We start from the raw sequence: 16,028 nt of genomic DNA on the forward strand, positions 1-16,028 counted from the left end.
AGGTACGCTCACGGTGCCCCGACCCGGGCGGCGCCCCCGACCTCCGAGCCGCATGGGCACGTACGTACCCGAGCACACCCAGGAGACTGACGACGATGGCCGACCGGGTCACGGTGATCGGCTGGGACGGTTCGCCGCTGACGGACGCGGCCCGCTCAGCACTCGGCGCGGCCACCCTCGTGGCGGGCGCCGCGCACCACCTGGCGCTCCCCGAGGTGCCCGAGCGCGCCGAGCGCATCCGGCTCGGCAGCGTCGCCCTCGCCGCCCGCCGCATCACGGGCCACCGCGGCACCGCCGTGGTCCTCGCGGACGGCGACCCCGGCTTCTTCGGCGTCGTACGCGTCCTGCGCGCACCCCAGTACGGCCTTGAGGTCGAGGTCGTCCCCGCCGTCTCCTCCGTCGCCCAGGCCTTCGCCCGCGCGGGCATGCCGTGGGACGACGCGCAGGTGGTCGTCGCACACCGCCGCACCCTGCGACGCGCGGTGAATGTGTGCCGCGCCCACACCAAGGTCGCCGTTCTTACGTCACCGGGCGCCGGGCCCGCCGAACTCGGCCTGCTCCTGGAGGGCGTCCACCGCACCTTCGTCATCTGCGAGGAACTCGGCACCGACCGCGAACAGGTCACCGTCGTCACCTCAGACAAGGCCGCCGACCACGCGTGGCGCGACCCCAACGTCGTCATCGTCATCGGAGGCCCCGTCACCGGCGCCCCGGAGAACGGCAACTGGCGGGCCGGCGGCGACCCCGACGTCGGCCCGCGCGGCTGGGCACTGCCGACGCAGGAGTACGCGGGCCCCTTCGGCGAGGGCGAGACGCGGCAACTGCGCTCCGCCCAACTCGCCCGCCTCGGCCCGCGCATGGGCGACCTCGTGTGGGACATCGGCTGCGGCAGCGGCGCGTTCACGGCGGAGGCCGGGCGGTTCGGCGCCGCCGTCATCGCCGTCGACCTGGACGCCGACGCCTGCGCCCGCACCCTCGCCGTCGCCCGCCGCTTCGGCGTCCAGGTCCAGATCGTGCACGGCACGGCGCCGCACGTCCTCGAAGACCTCCCGGAGCCCGATGTCGTACGCGTCGGGGGCGGGGGAGCGGCCGTCGTCTCGGCCGTCGCCGACCGGCGCCCCGCGCGCATCGTCACGCACGCCGCGACACGCGATGCCGCCGAACTCATCGGCAGGGACCTGACGGAGCACGGATACGACGTCGAGTGCGCCCTCCTGCAATCCGTCGAACTGGACACTCGCGCCTGGACGGAGAAGGAGCGGACCGTCGGCTTCCTGCTCTCCGGGCGCCTGCCCGTACGCCACCCGTGACCCTGGCGGCGCGCCGCGCGCGGTAGGCTGGCCGATCGTTGTACCGCACCGGGACGTTCGGCCCTTCGTACGCCAATGTCCCGAAAACGCACCACTCTTGAGGTGCGTGTGGTACGGCAGTGACCGGAGGACGCGCAACGTGGCGCAGTCCACAGAAGGCCATGGTCGAACTACGTTCCGTGGCCACGCTCCGACCGGGACAATGCCTGTTGTCCGGGGCGGTTCGTGCCGCGCGGCGCGCGTGCTCGTTGTTGTTGACGGGCGGTCGACGCGCCGCTCCGGGCAGCGCGGCAGTTTCGGAAAGGCGCTCGCAGTCCCGGCGGACGGCCGGGGGCGGCCAGGAAGTTCTCATTCGATGGGCGAGGGGTAGGCATGACCGACACCGGTCAGGTTCCGGGCGGCGAAGGGCTGCCGGAGAACGCAGGCGCGGTGGACCAGCCGGGCGCTCCCGCCCCCGGCGCGTACACCTTCCTCGACCCCGCCGACGCCACGGCGGAGGAGGACGAGCTCCTCCTGATGCCCGGCTCGCAGGGCGCGTGGGGCCAGCCGCAGGCACCCCACGCCCAGCAGCAGCCCACGGACCAGAACCACGACTACGGCGCCGAGCAGAGCCACAGCCAGGGCCAGGGCCAGCAGTACGCCCAGGCACCGGCCCAGGCACCGGCCCAAGCCCCGGCACAGGCACAGGCCGCAGCCCAGGCGCAGGCCGCAGCCCAGGCGCAGGCCCAGCCGCGCCGCCCGCTGCACATGGGCCCGGCGGTCCCGGACAGCAACGGCAGCCCGGTCCGCTCGCTCGCCGACCGCGGCCCCGCGCAGCAGACCCCGCCGCACCCGATGCCGGCCCATCCCCAAGCTCCCGGCTTCGCTCGAGCAGGGGAGGCCCCATCGTCGGGCCCGCCCACCACCGGCCCGGAGTACCTGGACATCCCGCCGCAGGGCGCCGCACCGTGGGAGCCCGCGCAGGCGCAGCAGCCGGGCCACGACGTGCCGCCGTCGGCGCCCGCAGAAACGGTCGCTCCACAGCCCGACCTGGCGCAGTACGCCGAGCAGTACGCAGACCAGTACGGGGATCAGTACGCGGACCAGGGGGCCCACCACCAGCCCTACGCGCAGGCTCAAACGCCCGCGCCCGCCCAGGAGTTCGCCCAGGTCGCCGCCGAACCGATGCCGGTCGGCGCGTACGCGGGCCAGGCCCCGTACGCCGCCCACGCCGAGCAGGGCCAGGGCGCCACCGACCACCCGCAGCAGCCGCTCCAGGCGGACTACGCGCCGCAGGGCTACGCCCAGCAGCCCGCCGCGGACCAGACCCTCGGCCAGTTCGTGCCGGTGGACGGCGTCGTCCCCACGACCCCGCACCTGGCGCCGACCCCGCCCCAGGCGATGACGGTCCCGCCGCTCCCGGAGGAGCAGGCGACGGAGTCTCCCGAGGAGCGGTCCCCGGCGGTTCCCGGCCAGCAGGACGTGGGCTACGTGGAGGGCGCTGTCGGCCAGGAGGCCGTCGAACAGCGGCAGGCCGTGGCCGAGCAGCCGGGCACGGACGACCCGCAGGGCGTCGCGGAACAGGACGCGACGGCCGACGGGCAGCCCGTTGCCGGTCAGCAGGGTGCGGCAACAGATCAGCAAGACGTCGTTGGGCAGCAGAGCGTGACGGAAGAGAACGGCGCCCCGGCGCAGCAGGCGGGCATCGACCACGGCCACGGCCACGGCCAGCAGAACGCGGCAGCCCACCCGCAGCCCGCGCCCGACCAGCACGACACCCCCGCCGCACCGGACCAGAACGCCGCGGCACCGGCCCCCACGGACACCGAGCCGCCCGCCGCCGAACCCATGACGGAGCCGCTCACGGCCCACCCCGCCCCCGCGGACATCCCGGCCCAGGCCGCCCCCGAGGCCGTACCCGCGACGGACGAGCACGAGCAGCCCGCACAGCACGAGGCCCCGCAGCCCGCCACTGCCCAGGCGGAACCGGCAGAGCCGACGGAGCCGACGGAGCCGACGGAACCGGCGGAGCCGGTGGACCTGACGGAACCGTCGGAACCGACGGCACCGGTGGAGTCGGCGGCCCCGGTGGAACCGGCGGAGTCGACGGAGCCGACCGCCTCCGTCCCGGCCCCCCGCGAAGGCGACTCCGGCGCGATCCCGATGCCCGAGGCCGCCCCGGCCGAGGCCACCGGAACCGCCGAAGCCACCGGAACCGACGACCCCGCCGACCCGACCGACCCGACCGGCCCGGCCGACCCCGCGGAGCAGACCCTCGCCCCCGCCGAGCTGACCGGCGAACCCGAGCACCTGGCGCCGCAGCCCGAGCCCGTCGCCGACGCACACCCCGCTGACGCGGACACGACGCCCGCCGACGGGACGCCGGCCCCCACCGGCGCCCCCGCCCCCGCCTACGACGACACCGAGCGCGAGGCGGTGCTGCGCGTGATGCGCGAGCGCCGCGACATCCGCAACGGCTTCCGCGGCGACCCGATCCCGCACGAGGTGCTGCTGCGCGTCCTGGAGGCGGCCCACACGGCGCCGTCCGTGGGCCACTCGCAGCCCTGGGACTTCGTGGTGATCCGCTCCGCGGACACCCGCCGTGCCATGCACGAACTGGCGATGCGCCAGAAGGACGCGTACGCGAAGTCGCTCCCCAAGGGCCGGGCCAAGCAGTTCAAGGAACTGAAGATCGAGGCGATCCTCGACACCCCGGTGAACATCGTCGTCACCGCCGACCCGACCCGCGGCGGCCGCCACACGCTGGGCCGCCACACGCAGCCGCAGATGGCCCCGTACTCCTCCGCGCTCGCGGTCGAGAACCTGTGGCTGGCGGCCCGCGCCGAGGGCCTCGGCGTCGGCTGGGTCAGCTTCTTCGACGAGCGCGAAATGGTCCGCTCCCTGGGCCTGCCCGAGCACCTCGAAGTCGTGGCGTACCTCTGCGTCGGCTACGTCGACGAGTTCCCGGAGGAGCCGGAGCTGATGCAGGCCGGCTGGTCCAAGCGCCGCCCGCTGTCGTGGGTCGTGCACGAGGAGACGTACGGCCGCCGCGCGCTGCCCGGCGAGGACCCGCACGACCTGCTCGCGGAGACCGTCTCCAACATCCGCCCCCTGGACGCGAAGGCGCTCGGCGAGGCGTGGGAGCGGCAGAAGCGGATGACGAAGCCCGCAGGGGCGCTCGGCATGCTGGAGATCATCTCGGCCCAGCTGTCCGGCCTTTCCCGCGTGTGCCCGCCCCCGGTCCCGGAGCCGGCCGCCGTCGCGATCTTCGCGGGCGACCACGGCGTACACGCGCAGGGCGTCACGCCGTGGCCCCAGGAGGTCACCGGCCAGATGGTGGCGAACTTCCTCGGCGGCGGCGCGGTCTGCAACGCGTTCGCGAGCCAGGTCGGCGCCGAGGTCTGCGTCGTCGACGTCGGCGTCGCGTCCGAACTCCCGGCCACGCCCGGCCTGTTGCCCCGCAAGGTGCGCGCCGGTACGGCCGACATGACGACCGGCCCCGCGCTGACCCGCGAGGAGGTCAAGGAGGCCATCGAGGTCGGCATCGAGACGGCCCGCGACCTCGTCGCGGCGGGCAACAAGGCGCTGCTCACCGGCGAGATGGGCATCGCGAACACGACGGCGTCCGCGGCCCTCATCTCGGTCTACACCGAGGTCGACCCGGCCGAGGTCACAGGACGCGGCACCGGCATCAACGACGAGACGCACGCCCGCAAGGTCGAGGTCGTCCGCCGCGCCCTCGACGTGCACAAGCCGGACCCGGCGGACCCGATCGGCGTCCTCTCCGCGGTCGGCGGCCTGGAGCACGCGGCGATGGTGGGCCTCCTCCTCGGCGGCGCGTCGCTGCGCACCCCGGTCGTCCTTGACGGCGTCAGCGCGGGCGCGGCCGCCCTGGTGGCCCGTGCCATCGCCCCCGAGGTCCTCGCGGCCTGCATCGCGGGCCACCGCAGCGCCGAGCCCGGCCACGTCGCCGCCCTCAACAAGCTGGGCCTGCGCCCCCTGGTCGACCTCGACCTCCGCCTCGGCGAGGGCACGGGCGCGCTCCTCGCGCTCCCGATCGTGCAGAGCGCGGCGCGCGCGATGCACGAGGTCGCGACGTTCGACTCGGCGGGCGTCACGGAGAAGTAGGCCGATCAGGGGCGCGGGGAACTGCGCAATCTTTTGGGGGTCCGGGGGCGCAGCCCCCGGCCTTCGAAACCTCCACGTCACGCCCACGACGTACGCTCACCCACAAACACCCGCACGCCAGAGGACACCGCATGCCCGCCGCCGACCACCCCGCCTACCCCGTGGGTCTCCGCCTGACCGGCCGCAAGGTCGTCGTCCTCGGCGGCGGCCAGGTAGCCCAGCGCAGGCTCCCCGCCCTGATCGCCGCGGGCGCGGACATCACCCTGATCTCCCCCTCGGCCACGCCCTCCGTGGAGGCCATGGCCACGGCAGGCGAACTGACCTGGGTCAAGCGCCGCTACGAGGAGGGCGACCTCGCCGACACCTGGTACGCCCTGGTGGCCACCAGCGACCGGCAGACGAACGACGCCGCCTCCGCCGAGGCCGAGGCGGGCCGCACCTGGTGCGTCCGCTCCGACGACGCCGACGAGGCCACCGCCTGGACCCCGGCCACCGGCCGCGCCGACGGCGTCACCGTCGCCGTCCTCACGACCTCGGCCGCGGACCGCGACCCCCGCCGCACCGCCGCCGTCCGCGACGCGATCGTCGAGTCCCTCCACGACGGCACGGTCACCGTCCAGCGCACCCACAGGCCCGGTGTCGCGCTCGTCGGCGGCGGCCCCGGCGACCCGGACCTGATCACCGTGCGCGGCCGCCGCCTCCTCGCCGAGGCCGACGTCGTCATCGCCGACCGGCTCGGCCCGCGCGACCTCCTCGACGAACTCCCGCCGCACGTCGAGGTGATCGACGCCGCGAAGATCCCGTACGGCCGCCAGATGGTCCAGGAGGCCATCAACGACGCCCTGATCGAGCACGCCAAGCAGGGCAAGGCCGTGGTCCGCCTCAAGGGCGGCGACCCCTTCGTCTTCGGCCGCGGCATGGAAGAGGCCCAGGCGCTGGCGGCCGAGGGCATCGAGGTCACGGTCGTCCCCGGCATCTCGTCGTCGATCTCCGTCCCCGGCGCGGCCGGCATCCCGGTCACCCACCGCGGCGTCGCCCACGAGTTCACCGTGGTCAGCGGCCACGTGGCACCGGACGACGAGCGCTCGCTCGTCGACTGGGAGTCCCTCGCGAAGCTGAAGGGCACGCTCGTGATCCTCATGGGCGTCGACAAGATCGCAAAGATCGCCGCGGCCCTCGTCTCGTACGGAAAGTCGCCCGACACCCCCGTCGCCCTCGTCCAGGAGGGCACCACGGCCGCCCAGCGCCGCGTCGACGCCACCCTCGCGACCGTCGGCGAACGGGCCGTCTCCGAGGGCGTCAAGCCCCCGGCCGTCATCGTGATCGGCGACGTGGTGCACGAGAACCCGGGCAAGCCACAGAAGTAACCAGCGGTAACAACAAGGCCCCCCAACCGTTGGCACCACACCCAGAACAAGGCAGTATCGACCCGTGGCTGAACCCCAAGGTCTCATCACCATCGACGACCCCGACGACCCGCGCCTGTCCGACTACACGGGCCTGACCGACGTAGAACTGCGTCGCAAACGCGAACCGGCCGAGGGCCTCTTCATCGCCGAAGGCGAGAAGGTCATCCGGCGCGCCAAGCTCGCCGGGTACGAGATGCGCTCGATGCTGCTCTCCGCGAAGTGGGTCGACGTCATGCGCGACGTCATCGACGAGGTCCCCGCCCCGGTCTACGCGGTCGCCCCCGACCTGGCCGAACAGGTCACGGGCTACCACGTGCACCGCGGCGCCCTCGCCTCCATGCAGCGCAAACCGCTCCCCACCGCCGACGAACTCCTCACCACCGCCCGCCGCGTGGTCGTCATGGAGTCGGTCAACGACCACACCAACATCGGCGCCATCTTCCGATCGGCCGCCGCCCTCGGCATGGACGCGGTACTCCTGTCCCCCGACTGCGCGGACCCGCTGTACCGCCGCTCCGTGAAGGTCTCCATGGGCGCGGTCTTCTCCGTCCCGTACGCGCGTCTGGACGCCTGGCCGAAGTCCCTGGAGACCGTCCGCGACGCGGGCTTCGAACTCCTCGCGCTCACCCCCGCCGAACAGGCCAAGTCCCTGGACGAGGTGGCACCGCACCGCATGGACCGGGTCGCGCTGATGCTCGGCGCGGAGGGCGAGGGCCTGTCGACCAAGGCCCTGATGGCGGCGGACGAATGGGTCCGCATCCCGATGGCCCACGGAGTCGACTCGCTCAACGTGGGCGCGGCGGCAGCCGTCGCCTTCTACGCCGTCGCGACGGGCCGCCCCGAACTCTGAGCGGCTAGCTTTCAGGAAGCGGCAGCGCCCGCGCGGAACTTGTCGTCCTCTGTACGTCGCTGTCGCCGCCCAGGCCGCGCGTCGGCCCCTGGCAGCCCTGCGCCGCCGCGATCGCCAGCGCCACCAGCAGCGTCACCACCACGAACACGAACAGCCGCTGCCGCAGCAGCCGCGGGTTCGCGGGCCGCAGCTTCTTCCCGCCGCCCGTGCCGTTCGTCCGCGGCGCGGGACGGCCCGCGCCGCTGCGCGGCCCCGACCTGCCGTTGCTGCCGGGGCGGCTGTTGGTGTTCCGGGCGGGCCCCGAACCGTTGCTCCTGCCGTTGCTGGGGCGCGGCGCGGGCGTCCCCGGCTGCGTACGCCGCTGGGTGCGCTGACCCTCGTACGTCGCGTGCTGGTCGGCGATCCGCCCCGTCGGCCGGTCCTGCTCGGCCGTGCGCGGCGTGGGCGGGCGCGGCTCCGTGACGACGCCCTGCGCCTCGCGGGCCGCGATCTCCTTGAGCCGCAGCGACAGTTGCAGCGTGCTGGGCCGCTCCTCCGGATCCTTCGCGAGGCAGGCCCGCAGCAGCGGCGCGAGCGCGTCCGGCACCCCGGCCAGCTGCGCCTCCTCGTGTACGACGCGGTAGAGCATGACCTCGGAACTGCCGTGCCCGAAGGGCGAGTCGCCCATCGCCGTGTACGCGAGCGTGGCCCCGAGGGCGAACACATCCGTCGCCGGGGTCACGGCGGCGCCCCGCACCTGCTCGGGCGCGAGGAACCCGGGGGAGCCGACGGCGGTCCCCACGTGCGTCAGCGTCGAAGCGCCCGTCGCCCACGCGATACCGAAGTCGATGATCCGCGGCCCCTTCGGGGACAGCAGAATGTTCGACGGCTTGAGGTCCCGGTGCACGACCCCCGCCTCATGAACGGCGACGAGCCCCTCCGACAGGGCGGCGCCGACGGCCGCCACATCGGAAGCCGCGAGCGGACCCTCCTCCGCCACCTTGTCGTGCAGCGAGGGACCCGGCACGTACTGCGTCGCGAACCACGGCCGCTCGGCCTCCAGATCGGCGGCGACGAGCCGGGCCGTGCAGCCGCCGCGGATCCGCCGCGCGGCGGACACCTCGCGCGCGAACCGCGACCTGAACTCCTGATCCTCCGCCAGATCCGGCCTGATCACCTTCAGCGCGACCCGCTGTCCGCGCCGGTCGGAGCCGAGATAGACGACACCCATCCCGCCGGCTCCCAGGCGTCTGTGAAGCCTGAACGAGCCGACGACGCGCGGGTCCTCGCGCCTCAGGCGCATCATCGCCATGTCCATCCCCGCTGCTGCCCGGTCCGTCTGACGAGCCACAGCTTACGTTTTCGCGCACGGCGGCGCGCAGAGGCCGCGCCCTCACGCCGGATTCGATTGTCAGTGCCCGGTGGGAAACTTGAGAGGTGGTCAGGGAGCGCGGGAGCGGGGCGCCTTGGCAATCGTCCCGTTCTCAACAAGGCGGCGCCAAAGGGGGATTGGACCCATGAAGGGTGACCGGGTCGAGATAGTCGTGGACGCCGGGGACACGACGCGCACGTACGAGGTGGTGGCCGGCAGGGCGGGCCGAAGGGTCGAGACGGCGGTGCGCAGGGGGGTGGTGGAAGTGAGCGAAGTCACCCGCTCCGGATCCGTGGTGCGCACCGCGCGCTTCATGGCGACCCGGGTCCTCGCCCTGGTAGAACACCCCGTCCCACGCGAGGATCCCGCCGAACGGGAGGCCCGCGTCGGCCGCCCCCTCGGGGTCATCCCCGAGTCCTAGGCCCTGGTCTCCACCCAGGGGAGTACGTGGGGTGCGCACGGTCATCCTCCGGGAGGCCCGGCAATCGGTACGAGGGCATGACGCCTCGGCCGCCCCGCACTCATAGATTTGAGGTCAAGCGGCGGGTGCAGCACTCGTCCCCCGAGGTCAGGCACTCGCCGCTTGCCAAACTCAAGAAGTCACAAGCAAGAAGTCACAAGGACGCAAGAACTCAAGATTTCGACCGGGAGAGGGCCATGGCGGACACGGCACCGCGCACCACAGCACTGCGCACACGGCCCCACCGGGCCGACCGCCGGCACCCGCTGGTGGCCACGGCCATGGTTCTCCCTCTCGCGGCCCTGCTCGTCGTCGTGTTCGGCGGCTGGGACGCGATGGTCACACAGGCGTCGTCCGTGGGCGTGATGCTGGGGCGCTGAGCGGCGCTCCCAGGCCCGGAAGAGCGGTCCGGGCGGGGACATCCGGCCATGAAACCCCGTGGGGACGGGGGTGCGGCGGACGGCACAAATGCTGCGCGCAGCTGGGGAGCTGCGCGCAGCATTATTTTTTGCCATTTCCCGGCCGCACGGCGGGGGAGCGCCACCCGTAGGCTGCGGCCCGTGAGCACGCACATCCTTCCCGCGCTGAGGGCCGAGGCCCGAGGCGCGGCCCACCCGCCGGGCATCTCCTGCGTCTGCGGCGCCACCACCCTCGCCGACCGCCCCGACGCCACGGTGGTCCGGCACGGCGACACCGTCGCCAAGGCCCACGCCCCCGGCACCGAGCGGGCCGAGCTGGACCTGCGCCTCGCCGTGGCCGCCCACCCCGACCTCGGCGGCGTACTGCTGCGCCCCCTGCGCCCGACGGCCGCCGCCCTGGACGACCGCCTCGTCACGTTCTGGCCGCACGGCACCCCCGTCGACCCGGACCACCCGGAACTCGCCCCCTGGGAGGAGGCCGCCACCCTCCTCGCCCGCCTCCACACCACCCCGGCCCACCAACTGCCGCCCGCGCTCCCGCCGATGCGCGGCCCGGCCAAGGCGGCCCGCGCCGTGGCCCGCCTCCATGCCTCGGCCCCCGCCCACCCCGCCGCACGCCCCATCGAAGCCGCCTGGCGCGCCCTGCCGCCCTGGGCCCGCGCCGAGGCCCCGTACGCGCACGCGAGCGCCCTCTGCCACGGTGATCTGCACCTCGGCCAGCTCGTCCGGCACCCCGCCGACTCCGGCGCCTGGACGCTGATCGACGTCGACGACCTCGGAATCGGCGACCCCGCCTGGGACTTGGCCCGCCCCGCCGCCTGGTTCGCCTGCGGCCTCCTCGCCCCCGAGGACTGGGCCCGCTTCCTCACCGCCTACCAACGCACAGGCGGCGCAAAGGAACTGACCCTCCCCGACCCCTGGCCCGCCCTCGACGTCCCCGCCCGCGCCCTCACCGTGCAGACCGCCGCGCTCGCCGTGGCGAAGGCCACCGACGCGGGCCGCGCGCTCGACGAGGTGGAGGAGGCGGTCGTCGACGCCTGCGCCCGAATGGCATCCGTCCCGCCGCGGTTGGAGAACGAACTGGCCAAGTAGGGTGCCGTGGAAGGAAGCCGGGAAGTGTTCCGGCGAAGCGACACCGAACGGCAGGGAGTTGAGCCGAGCATGCAGTGTCCCAAGTGTCACGCACCGATGCACACGTACAACCGCAATGGCGTCCAGATCGAGCAGTGCAGCGGTTGCCGCGGGATATTCCTGGACTACGGCGAGCTGGAGTCGCTGACCCGCATGGAGGCGCAGTGGAGCCAGCAGGCCCCGCCGCCCCCGCCCGCCCCGCAGGCCTACCCGGCACCGGCCCCCGCCGCCCCGGCCTGGGGAGCCCCGCACCACGGCGGCCACCACGGTCACCATGGCCACCACGGTCACCACAACCGTGGCTTCGGCCGGATGCTGTTCTCCTCCTGAACGGCCGCACAGCACGAAGAAGCCCCCGGTCGGAAGGACCGGGGGCTTCTTGCTGGTGCGCGATACTGGGATTGAACCAGTGACCTCTTCCGTGTCAGGGAAGCGCTCTCCCGCTGAGCTAATCGCGCGGGAACCCTCAAGGGGCAGTGGACGATACTGGGATTGAACCAGTGACCTCTTCCGTGTCAGGGAAGCGCTCTCCCGCTGAGCTAATCGTCCGGGATGGAAGCCTTGCGGCTCCAGTGCGCGATACTGGGATTGAACCAGTGACCTCTTCCGTGTCAGGGAAGCGCTCTCCCGCTGAGCTAATCGCGCTTGGAGGTGGAGACGGGATTTGAACCCGTGTAGACGGCTTTGCAGGCCGTTGCCTCGCCTCTCGGCCACTCCACCAGGAGCGTGGGGGTTCGGGAAGATCCCCCACATCCTGAGCGAACGACCGGGTTCGAACCGGCGACCTCAACCTTGGCAAGGTTGCGCTCTACCAACTGAGCTACGTTCGCGTGTCTTTCCGTTTCGCTTCCGCGTCCCGGCGACGTGTTGAACTCTAGCGGATTCCTGGGCCAGCACAAAAACGCGTTTGCGCAGCGTGCTGCGGTGCCACCGGCGAAGGTCCTGCTCAGGTGGGCCTCCCGGCACCCGACCTAGACTCGGCGACGTGCACACTCTCCCTGCTCTCGCCCGCTTCGGCGAGCTCGTCGCGACCGACCTGCGTGACGTCACCAGTGATCCCGCCGCCCTCGACTCCACCGGCTTCTGGGCGGTCTGCGCCGACTTCGAGGGGCGCCTGACCTGCGCCCGCTTCGGCGACGTCCGCAGCGCACCGGTGCCCGCCCCGCGCCCCGGTGGCTGGCCAGGACCGGCGCCGACGCACTGGACGTCGTCCCTCGACCACGCCGCGTACACGGAGGGTGTGCGCCGCATACGCGCCCAGATCGCGACCGGCGGGGTCTACCAGGCCAACCTCTGCCGCGTGCTCTCCGCACCCATATCCCCGTACGCGGATGTGGACGCCCTCACCGCCCTCCTCGCGCGCGGGAACCCGGCGCCGTACGCGGGCACCGTCCGGATCCCCGGTCATGGCGTGGAGGTCGCGACGGCCTCGCCCGAGCTGTTCCTGCGCAGGGACGGCCGGATCGTCGAGTCGGGGCCGATCAAGGGCACCGGGCGCACCGAGGACGACCTCCTCGACAAGGACCACGCCGAGAACGTGATGATCGTCGACCTGGTCCGCAACGACCTCGGCGTCGTCTGCGCCACCGGCAGCGTGACCGTCCCCGACCTGTGCGTGGTCGAGAAGCACCCGGGGCTCGTGCACCTCGTCTCGACCGTGCGCGGCGAGCTGCCCGAGGCGGCCGGCTGGCCCGAGCTGCTCGACGCCGCCTTCCCGCCCGGCTCCGTCACCGGCGCCCCGAAGTCCAGCGCCCTGCGGATCATCGACGAGCTGGAGACGGCGCCGCGCGGCCCCTACTGCGGAGGCATCGGCTGGGTCGACGCGGACCGGGGGACCGGCGAACTGGCCGTCGGGATCCGCACCTTCTGGATCGACCGCGGCGCGGACGGCGACTTCCTTCGCTTCGGCACCGGCGCCGGGATCACCTGGGGCTCCGACCCGGAGCGCGAGTGGCGGGAGACCGAGCTTAAGGCGTCGCGGCTGCTGGCGGTAGCGTCGGGAACGTACACAGATTCGTAGGAGGCGGGAACCCGTGAAGATCTGGCTCGACGGCCGGCTGCAGGACACCGAGACGGCGCGCGTTTCCGTCTTCGACCACGGGCTCACCGTGGGCGACGGCATCTTCGAGACGGTCAAGGCCGTCGACGGCAAGCCGTTCGCGCTCACCCGGCACCTCGACCGGCTCGCCCGCTCGGCCCGCGGACTCGGCCTGCCCGAGCCCGACCTCGACGAGGTGCGCCGCGCCTGCGCCGCCGTCCTCGACGCGAACCCGATGGCCCTCGGCCGCCTCCGCATCACCTACACCGGCGGCCTCTCGCCCCTCGGCTCCGACCGCGGCGAGCACGGCGCCACGCTCGTCGTCGCCCTCGGCGAGACCACGCGGCGCCCCGACACCACCGCCGTGGTCACCGTCCCGTGGACCCGCAACGAGCGCGGCGCCCTCGCGGGCCTGAAGAGCACCTCGTACGCGGAGAACGTCGTCGCCCTGGCCCGTGCCCGCGAACTCGGAGCCACCGAGGCCCTGTTCGCGAACACTGTGGGGCAGCTGTGCGAGGGCACGGGGTCGAACGTCTTCGTCGTCCTCGACGGCGAGATCCACACCCCGCCGCTCACCGCGGGCCCGCTGGCCGGCGTCACACGCGCCCTCGCCATCGAGTGGACCGGCGCCAAGGAGACGGACCTGCCGCTCTCCGTGCTCTCGGAGGCCGACGAGGTGTTCCTGACGTCGACGCTGCGCGACATCCAGGCCGTGCACCGCGTCGACGACCGCGACCTGACGGACGCGCCCGGCCCGGTCACGGCGAAGGCGATGCGGGTGTGGGACGAGCGGGCGGCAGACCGCCTTGACCCGTGCTGATTTGTCTCGGGGGATAACCCCCGAACCCCCAGCCGAAAAGACGGACCGCCCGGCCCCGTAAAACCCTTGTACCGTCGGTGGTACGGGTGGGTACAACAGCCGTGATGACGACGACCCTGCGGCCGACCGAGCCGCTCCAGCGCACCCCCGACGGCACACGCTCCCGCCACTACGCGGTGTGCGTGAACAGCCGCCCCGTCGGCACCCTGCACCTCGCCACGCACCCGGTCTTCGGCTCGTCCGTCGCCCAGATCCAGGATCTGCGCATCGACGAGAAGGACCGGGGGCGCGGGCGCGGCACCGTCGCCGCGCTCGCCGCCGAGGAGGTCGCCCGGTCCTGGAACTGCCGCCGGATCGAGACGGCCGTCCCCGCCGACGAGCAGGGCCTGCTCCGCCTCGCGGGCGCGCTCGGCTACGTGGAACGCAATCGGAACATGGCGAAGGACCTGCCGAAATCGCCGCCCGCCCTGCCCGAGGGCAGCGTCGGGCGGCGCATGACGGAGACCGAGTACGAGCCCTGGCTCGCGCACACCAAGGCGGGATACGCGCGCACCTGGGTCGAGCGCGGCGCCACGGAGGAAGAGGCCCGCCAGAAGGCGGACCACGACCACGCCGCACTGCTCCCGGAGGGCGTCGCCACCCCGGACGTACTGCTCAGCGTGCTGGAGCACGCGGGCGAGAGCGTCGGCACGCTCTGGGTGGCGCAGCGGCCCGACGGCGCGTTCGTCTACGACGTCGAGGTGTCGAACGACCACCGGGGGCGCGGCCACGGGCGCTCGCTGATGCTGCTCGCCGAGACCGACTCGATCGCCGCGGGCGCCACCCGCATCGGCCTCAACGTCTTCGCGTACAACGCGACCGCCCAGTGCCTCTACGACTCGCTCGGCTACGAGCCGACCCGCTACTTCCTCTACAAACAGCTGCTGTAGGTCAGCCCTGCTCGGCGAGCAGCCGGTCCGCGATCTCCTCGATCCGCTCGCGCAGCCCCTCCTGGCTCTTGCCGCCGTGCAGGATCTCGCCGCCGATCTCGTACGTCGGCGTACCCGTCACGCCGATCACCTTGCCCTCGGCCTGGTCGGCGTCGACGATCAGGATGTGCCGGCCGTCGATCAGCGCGGTGTCGAACTCCTCGGCGTCCAGGCCGAGTTCGCCCGCCACCTCGACGAGGAACTTCTCGCCCCTGCGGTCGAACTCCTCGACGCGCCCGAGTACGGCCTCCACGTACGGCCACCCCTTGCCCTGCGCGAACGCCTCCTCGGCGGCCTGCGCACCGGCGAAGGAGTGCTTGTGCTTCTCCAGCGGGAAGTGCCGCAGGCGCAGCTCGATGCGGTCGCCGTAGCGCTCCCGCAGCGCGCGGAGGTCGTCCAGGGCCGAGCGGCAGTCGGGGCACTGCAGCTCGCACCACACGTCAAGGATCGGGTTCGGGGCGTTCATGGGAGCAAGTCTCCCAGGACCGCACGCCGCGCCCCAACACGGACCTGCGCCTCCAACCTGGACCTCCGGAGGAGCCGCGACCCCGAGATGTCCCCCAGATGTGGCCGAGCCCGGCCCCGGGCGTGGCCCGCGGACCCCCGGCCGGTGCAGGATGTAAGGGGGCGAAGCGCCCCACGCTGTCCGAACTCGGGAGGACCGGATGATTGCCGAGACCGTGTGTTCCGCCGTAGCCGTGGCGGGCCTGGGCATCGCCGGGGTTCTCGCCTTCCGCAAGCGGTTCCTCAAGGCCGCCCGTACCGCCGCGTACGCCCTGGTCCCGCTGGGCCTGGTGATGACGGGCGCGGTCGAGTGGGCGGTGGACACGGCGTTCAGCCCGACCGCCTGGGCCGGCTTCGGCGTGCTCGGCGGGGCGTGGCTGCTGTTCATGGGCACGCGGGCCGTCGAGCGGCGCCGCGGCGTGGGCGGCAGGCGCAAGGAGCCAGAGGCGGTCGCCCCCGCGGCGTCGGCGCCCTCGCTCGGCGAGAGCCGGCGACCCGCACCGGCGGCCCAGCCGAAGCAGCCGAAGGCCGAGCCCGCCGAGGACTTCAGCGACATCGAGGCGATCCTCAAGAAGCACGGAATCTGACGTCAACGCACGCGGGACGCGTGCTGTCACGGGTCTCGGCCAACTACCCCTCAAAAGTGGCGTATTGAGCGCCC

General features: G+C 73.2%; 14 protein-coding genes and 5 tRNA genes. 12 read left to right on the plus strand and 7 right to left on the minus strand.

The annotated features are described in order from the left end of the window. Nucleotides 1-95 precede the first annotated feature (95 nt). The 4 genes from cbiE to RBJ65_RS33860 all read left to right on the plus strand — a co-directional run bounded on the left by cbiE (nt 96) and on the right by RBJ65_RS33860 (nt 7,676). Nucleotides 96-1,310, plus strand: coding sequence for a precorrin-6y C5,15-methyltransferase (decarboxylating) subunit CbiE (gene cbiE, locus RBJ65_RS33845; protein WP_306320575.1), 1,215 nt, complete (start codon nt 96-98; stop codon nt 1,308-1,310). A gap of 372 nt (nt 1,311-1,682) precedes the next feature. Next, nucleotides 1,683-5,417: a nicotinate-nucleotide--dimethylbenzimidazole phosphoribosyltransferase gene (gene cobT, locus RBJ65_RS33850; RefSeq protein WP_306320576.1), complete on the plus strand. Its 3,735-nt coding sequence runs from the start codon at nt 1,683-1,685 to the stop codon at nt 5,415-5,417. A gap of 131 nt (nt 5,418-5,548) precedes the next feature. Further along, nucleotides 5,549-6,784 carry a uroporphyrinogen-III C-methyltransferase gene (cobA, locus tag RBJ65_RS33855; protein ID WP_306320577.1) on the plus strand — a complete coding sequence of 412 codons (1,236 nt, stop codon included), beginning with the start codon at nt 5,549-5,551 and terminating at the stop codon, nt 6,782-6,784. Between the two features lie 64 nt (nt 6,785-6,848). Next, on the plus strand, nt 6,849-7,676 hold the full coding sequence (locus tag RBJ65_RS33860) for an RNA methyltransferase (protein WP_306320578.1): 828 nt from the start codon (nt 6,849-6,851) through the stop codon (nt 7,674-7,676). A 4-nt stretch (nt 7,677-7,680) separates the two neighbouring features. On the opposite strand, the gene RBJ65_RS33865 is transcribed toward RBJ65_RS33860, so the two are convergent. After that, nucleotides 7,681-8,973: a serine/threonine-protein kinase gene (locus tag RBJ65_RS33865; protein WP_306320734.1), complete on the minus strand. Its 1,293-nt coding sequence runs from the start codon at nt 8,971-8,973 to the stop codon at nt 7,681-7,683. Nucleotides 8,974-9,172: 199 nt separating this feature from the next. Here RBJ65_RS33865 and RBJ65_RS33870 point away from each other — a divergent pair, with 199 nt between their 5' ends. The 4 genes from RBJ65_RS33870 (at nt 9,173) to RBJ65_RS33885 (ending at nt 11,367) form a co-directional block, all read left to right on the plus strand. After that, complete coding sequence (locus RBJ65_RS33870) at nt 9,173-9,448, plus strand: hypothetical protein (protein ID WP_306320579.1); 276 nt, start codon at nt 9,173-9,175, stop codon at nt 9,446-9,448. A 236-nt stretch (nt 9,449-9,684) separates the two neighbouring features. Continuing rightward, complete coding sequence (locus RBJ65_RS33875) at nt 9,685-9,867, plus strand: hypothetical protein (RefSeq protein ID WP_306320580.1); 183 nt, start codon at nt 9,685-9,687, stop codon at nt 9,865-9,867. Between the two features lie 180 nt (nt 9,868-10,047). Further along, complete coding sequence (locus tag RBJ65_RS33880; RefSeq protein ID WP_306320581.1) at nt 10,048-10,998, plus strand: phosphotransferase family protein; 951 nt, start codon at nt 10,048-10,050, stop codon at nt 10,996-10,998. 69 nt (nt 10,999-11,067) lie between these two features. Beyond that, nucleotides 11,068-11,367 carry a zf-TFIIB domain-containing protein gene (locus RBJ65_RS33885; RefSeq protein WP_306320582.1) on the plus strand — a complete coding sequence of 100 codons (300 nt, stop codon included), beginning with the start codon at nt 11,068-11,070 and terminating at the stop codon, nt 11,365-11,367. 53 nt (nt 11,368-11,420) lie between these two features. On the opposite strand, the gene RBJ65_RS33890 is transcribed toward RBJ65_RS33885, so the two are convergent. The 5 genes from RBJ65_RS33890 to RBJ65_RS33910 form a co-directional block, all read right to left on the minus strand. After that, nucleotides 11,421-11,495, minus strand: a tRNA-Val gene (locus RBJ65_RS33890). Nucleotides 11,496-11,514: 19 nt separating this feature from the next. Then, a tRNA-Val gene (locus RBJ65_RS33895) sits at nt 11,515-11,586 on the minus strand. A 24-nt stretch (nt 11,587-11,610) separates the two neighbouring features. Beyond that, nucleotides 11,611-11,682: transfer RNA gene (locus RBJ65_RS33900), tRNA-Val, on the minus strand. A 1-nt stretch (nt 11,683) separates the two neighbouring features. Beyond that, nucleotides 11,684-11,757: transfer RNA gene (locus tag RBJ65_RS33905), tRNA-Cys, on the minus strand. Between the two features lie 37 nt (nt 11,758-11,794). Beyond that, nucleotides 11,795-11,867, minus strand: a tRNA-Gly gene (locus RBJ65_RS33910). A 155-nt stretch (nt 11,868-12,022) separates the two neighbouring features. Here RBJ65_RS33910 and RBJ65_RS33915 point away from each other — a divergent pair. From RBJ65_RS33915 to RBJ65_RS33925, 3 genes are all read left to right on the plus strand, one after another. Continuing rightward, nucleotides 12,023-13,057: a chorismate-binding protein gene (locus tag RBJ65_RS33915; protein ID WP_306320583.1), complete on the plus strand. Its 1,035-nt coding sequence runs from the start codon at nt 12,023-12,025 to the stop codon at nt 13,055-13,057. 13 nt (nt 13,058-13,070) lie between these two features. Next, nucleotides 13,071-13,895 carry an aminotransferase class IV gene (locus RBJ65_RS33920; protein ID WP_306320584.1) on the plus strand — a complete coding sequence of 275 codons (825 nt, stop codon included), beginning with the start codon at nt 13,071-13,073 and terminating at the stop codon, nt 13,893-13,895. A 104-nt stretch (nt 13,896-13,999) separates the two neighbouring features. Then, a complete protein-coding gene (locus RBJ65_RS33925; protein WP_306320585.1) occupies nt 14,000-14,824 on the plus strand; it encodes a GNAT family N-acetyltransferase in 825 nt (274 codons plus the stop codon). Nucleotide 14,825: 1 nt separating this feature from the next. On the opposite strand, the gene RBJ65_RS33930 is transcribed toward RBJ65_RS33925, so the two are convergent. Further along, entirely contained in the window at nt 14,826-15,329 is a 504-nt protein-coding gene (locus RBJ65_RS33930) for a DsbA family protein (RefSeq protein ID WP_306320586.1), read from the minus strand. A 199-nt stretch (nt 15,330-15,528) separates the two neighbouring features. Between RBJ65_RS33930 and RBJ65_RS33935 the strand changes: the two genes are divergently transcribed. Beyond that, entirely contained in the window at nt 15,529-15,954 is a 426-nt protein-coding gene (locus tag RBJ65_RS33935; protein WP_306320587.1) for a hypothetical protein, read from the plus strand. The last annotated feature ends 74 nt before the right edge of the window (nt 15,955-16,028 follow it).

Origin of the sequence: Streptomyces sp. KL109B, assembly GCF_030766935.1 — a bacterium.
In the GTDB taxonomy this organism is placed as follows: Bacteria; Actinomycetota; Actinomycetes; order Streptomycetales; family Streptomycetaceae; genus Streptomyces.

Coding starts and splice junctions, on each gene's coding strand:
- RBJ65_RS33925 (WP_306320585.1), top strand. CDS start 14,000: ATGACGACGACCCTGCGGCCGACCGAGCCGCTCCAGCGCACCCCCGAC.
- cobT (WP_306320576.1), top strand. CDS start 1,683: ATGACCGACACCGGTCAGGTTCCGGGCGGCGAAGGGCTGCCGGAGAAC.
- RBJ65_RS33875 (WP_306320580.1), top strand. CDS start 9,685: ATGGCGGACACGGCACCGCGCACCACAGCACTGCGCACACGGCCCCAC.
- cbiE (WP_306320575.1), top strand. CDS start 96: ATGGCCGACCGGGTCACGGTGATCGGCTGGGACGGTTCGCCGCTGACG.
- RBJ65_RS33930 (WP_306320586.1), bottom strand. CDS start 15,329: ATGAACGCCCCGAACCCGATCCTTGACGTGTGGTGCGAGCTGCAGTGC.
- RBJ65_RS33865 (WP_306320734.1), bottom strand. CDS start 8,973: ATGGACATGGCGATGATGCGCCTGAGGCGCGAGGACCCGCGCGTCGTC.
- RBJ65_RS33870 (WP_306320579.1), top strand. CDS start 9,173: ATGAAGGGTGACCGGGTCGAGATAGTCGTGGACGCCGGGGACACGACG.
- RBJ65_RS33885 (WP_306320582.1), top strand. CDS start 11,068: ATGCAGTGTCCCAAGTGTCACGCACCGATGCACACGTACAACCGCAAT.
- RBJ65_RS33935 (WP_306320587.1), top strand. CDS start 15,529: ATGATTGCCGAGACCGTGTGTTCCGCCGTAGCCGTGGCGGGCCTGGGC.
- cobA (WP_306320577.1), top strand. CDS start 5,549: ATGCCCGCCGCCGACCACCCCGCCTACCCCGTGGGTCTCCGCCTGACC.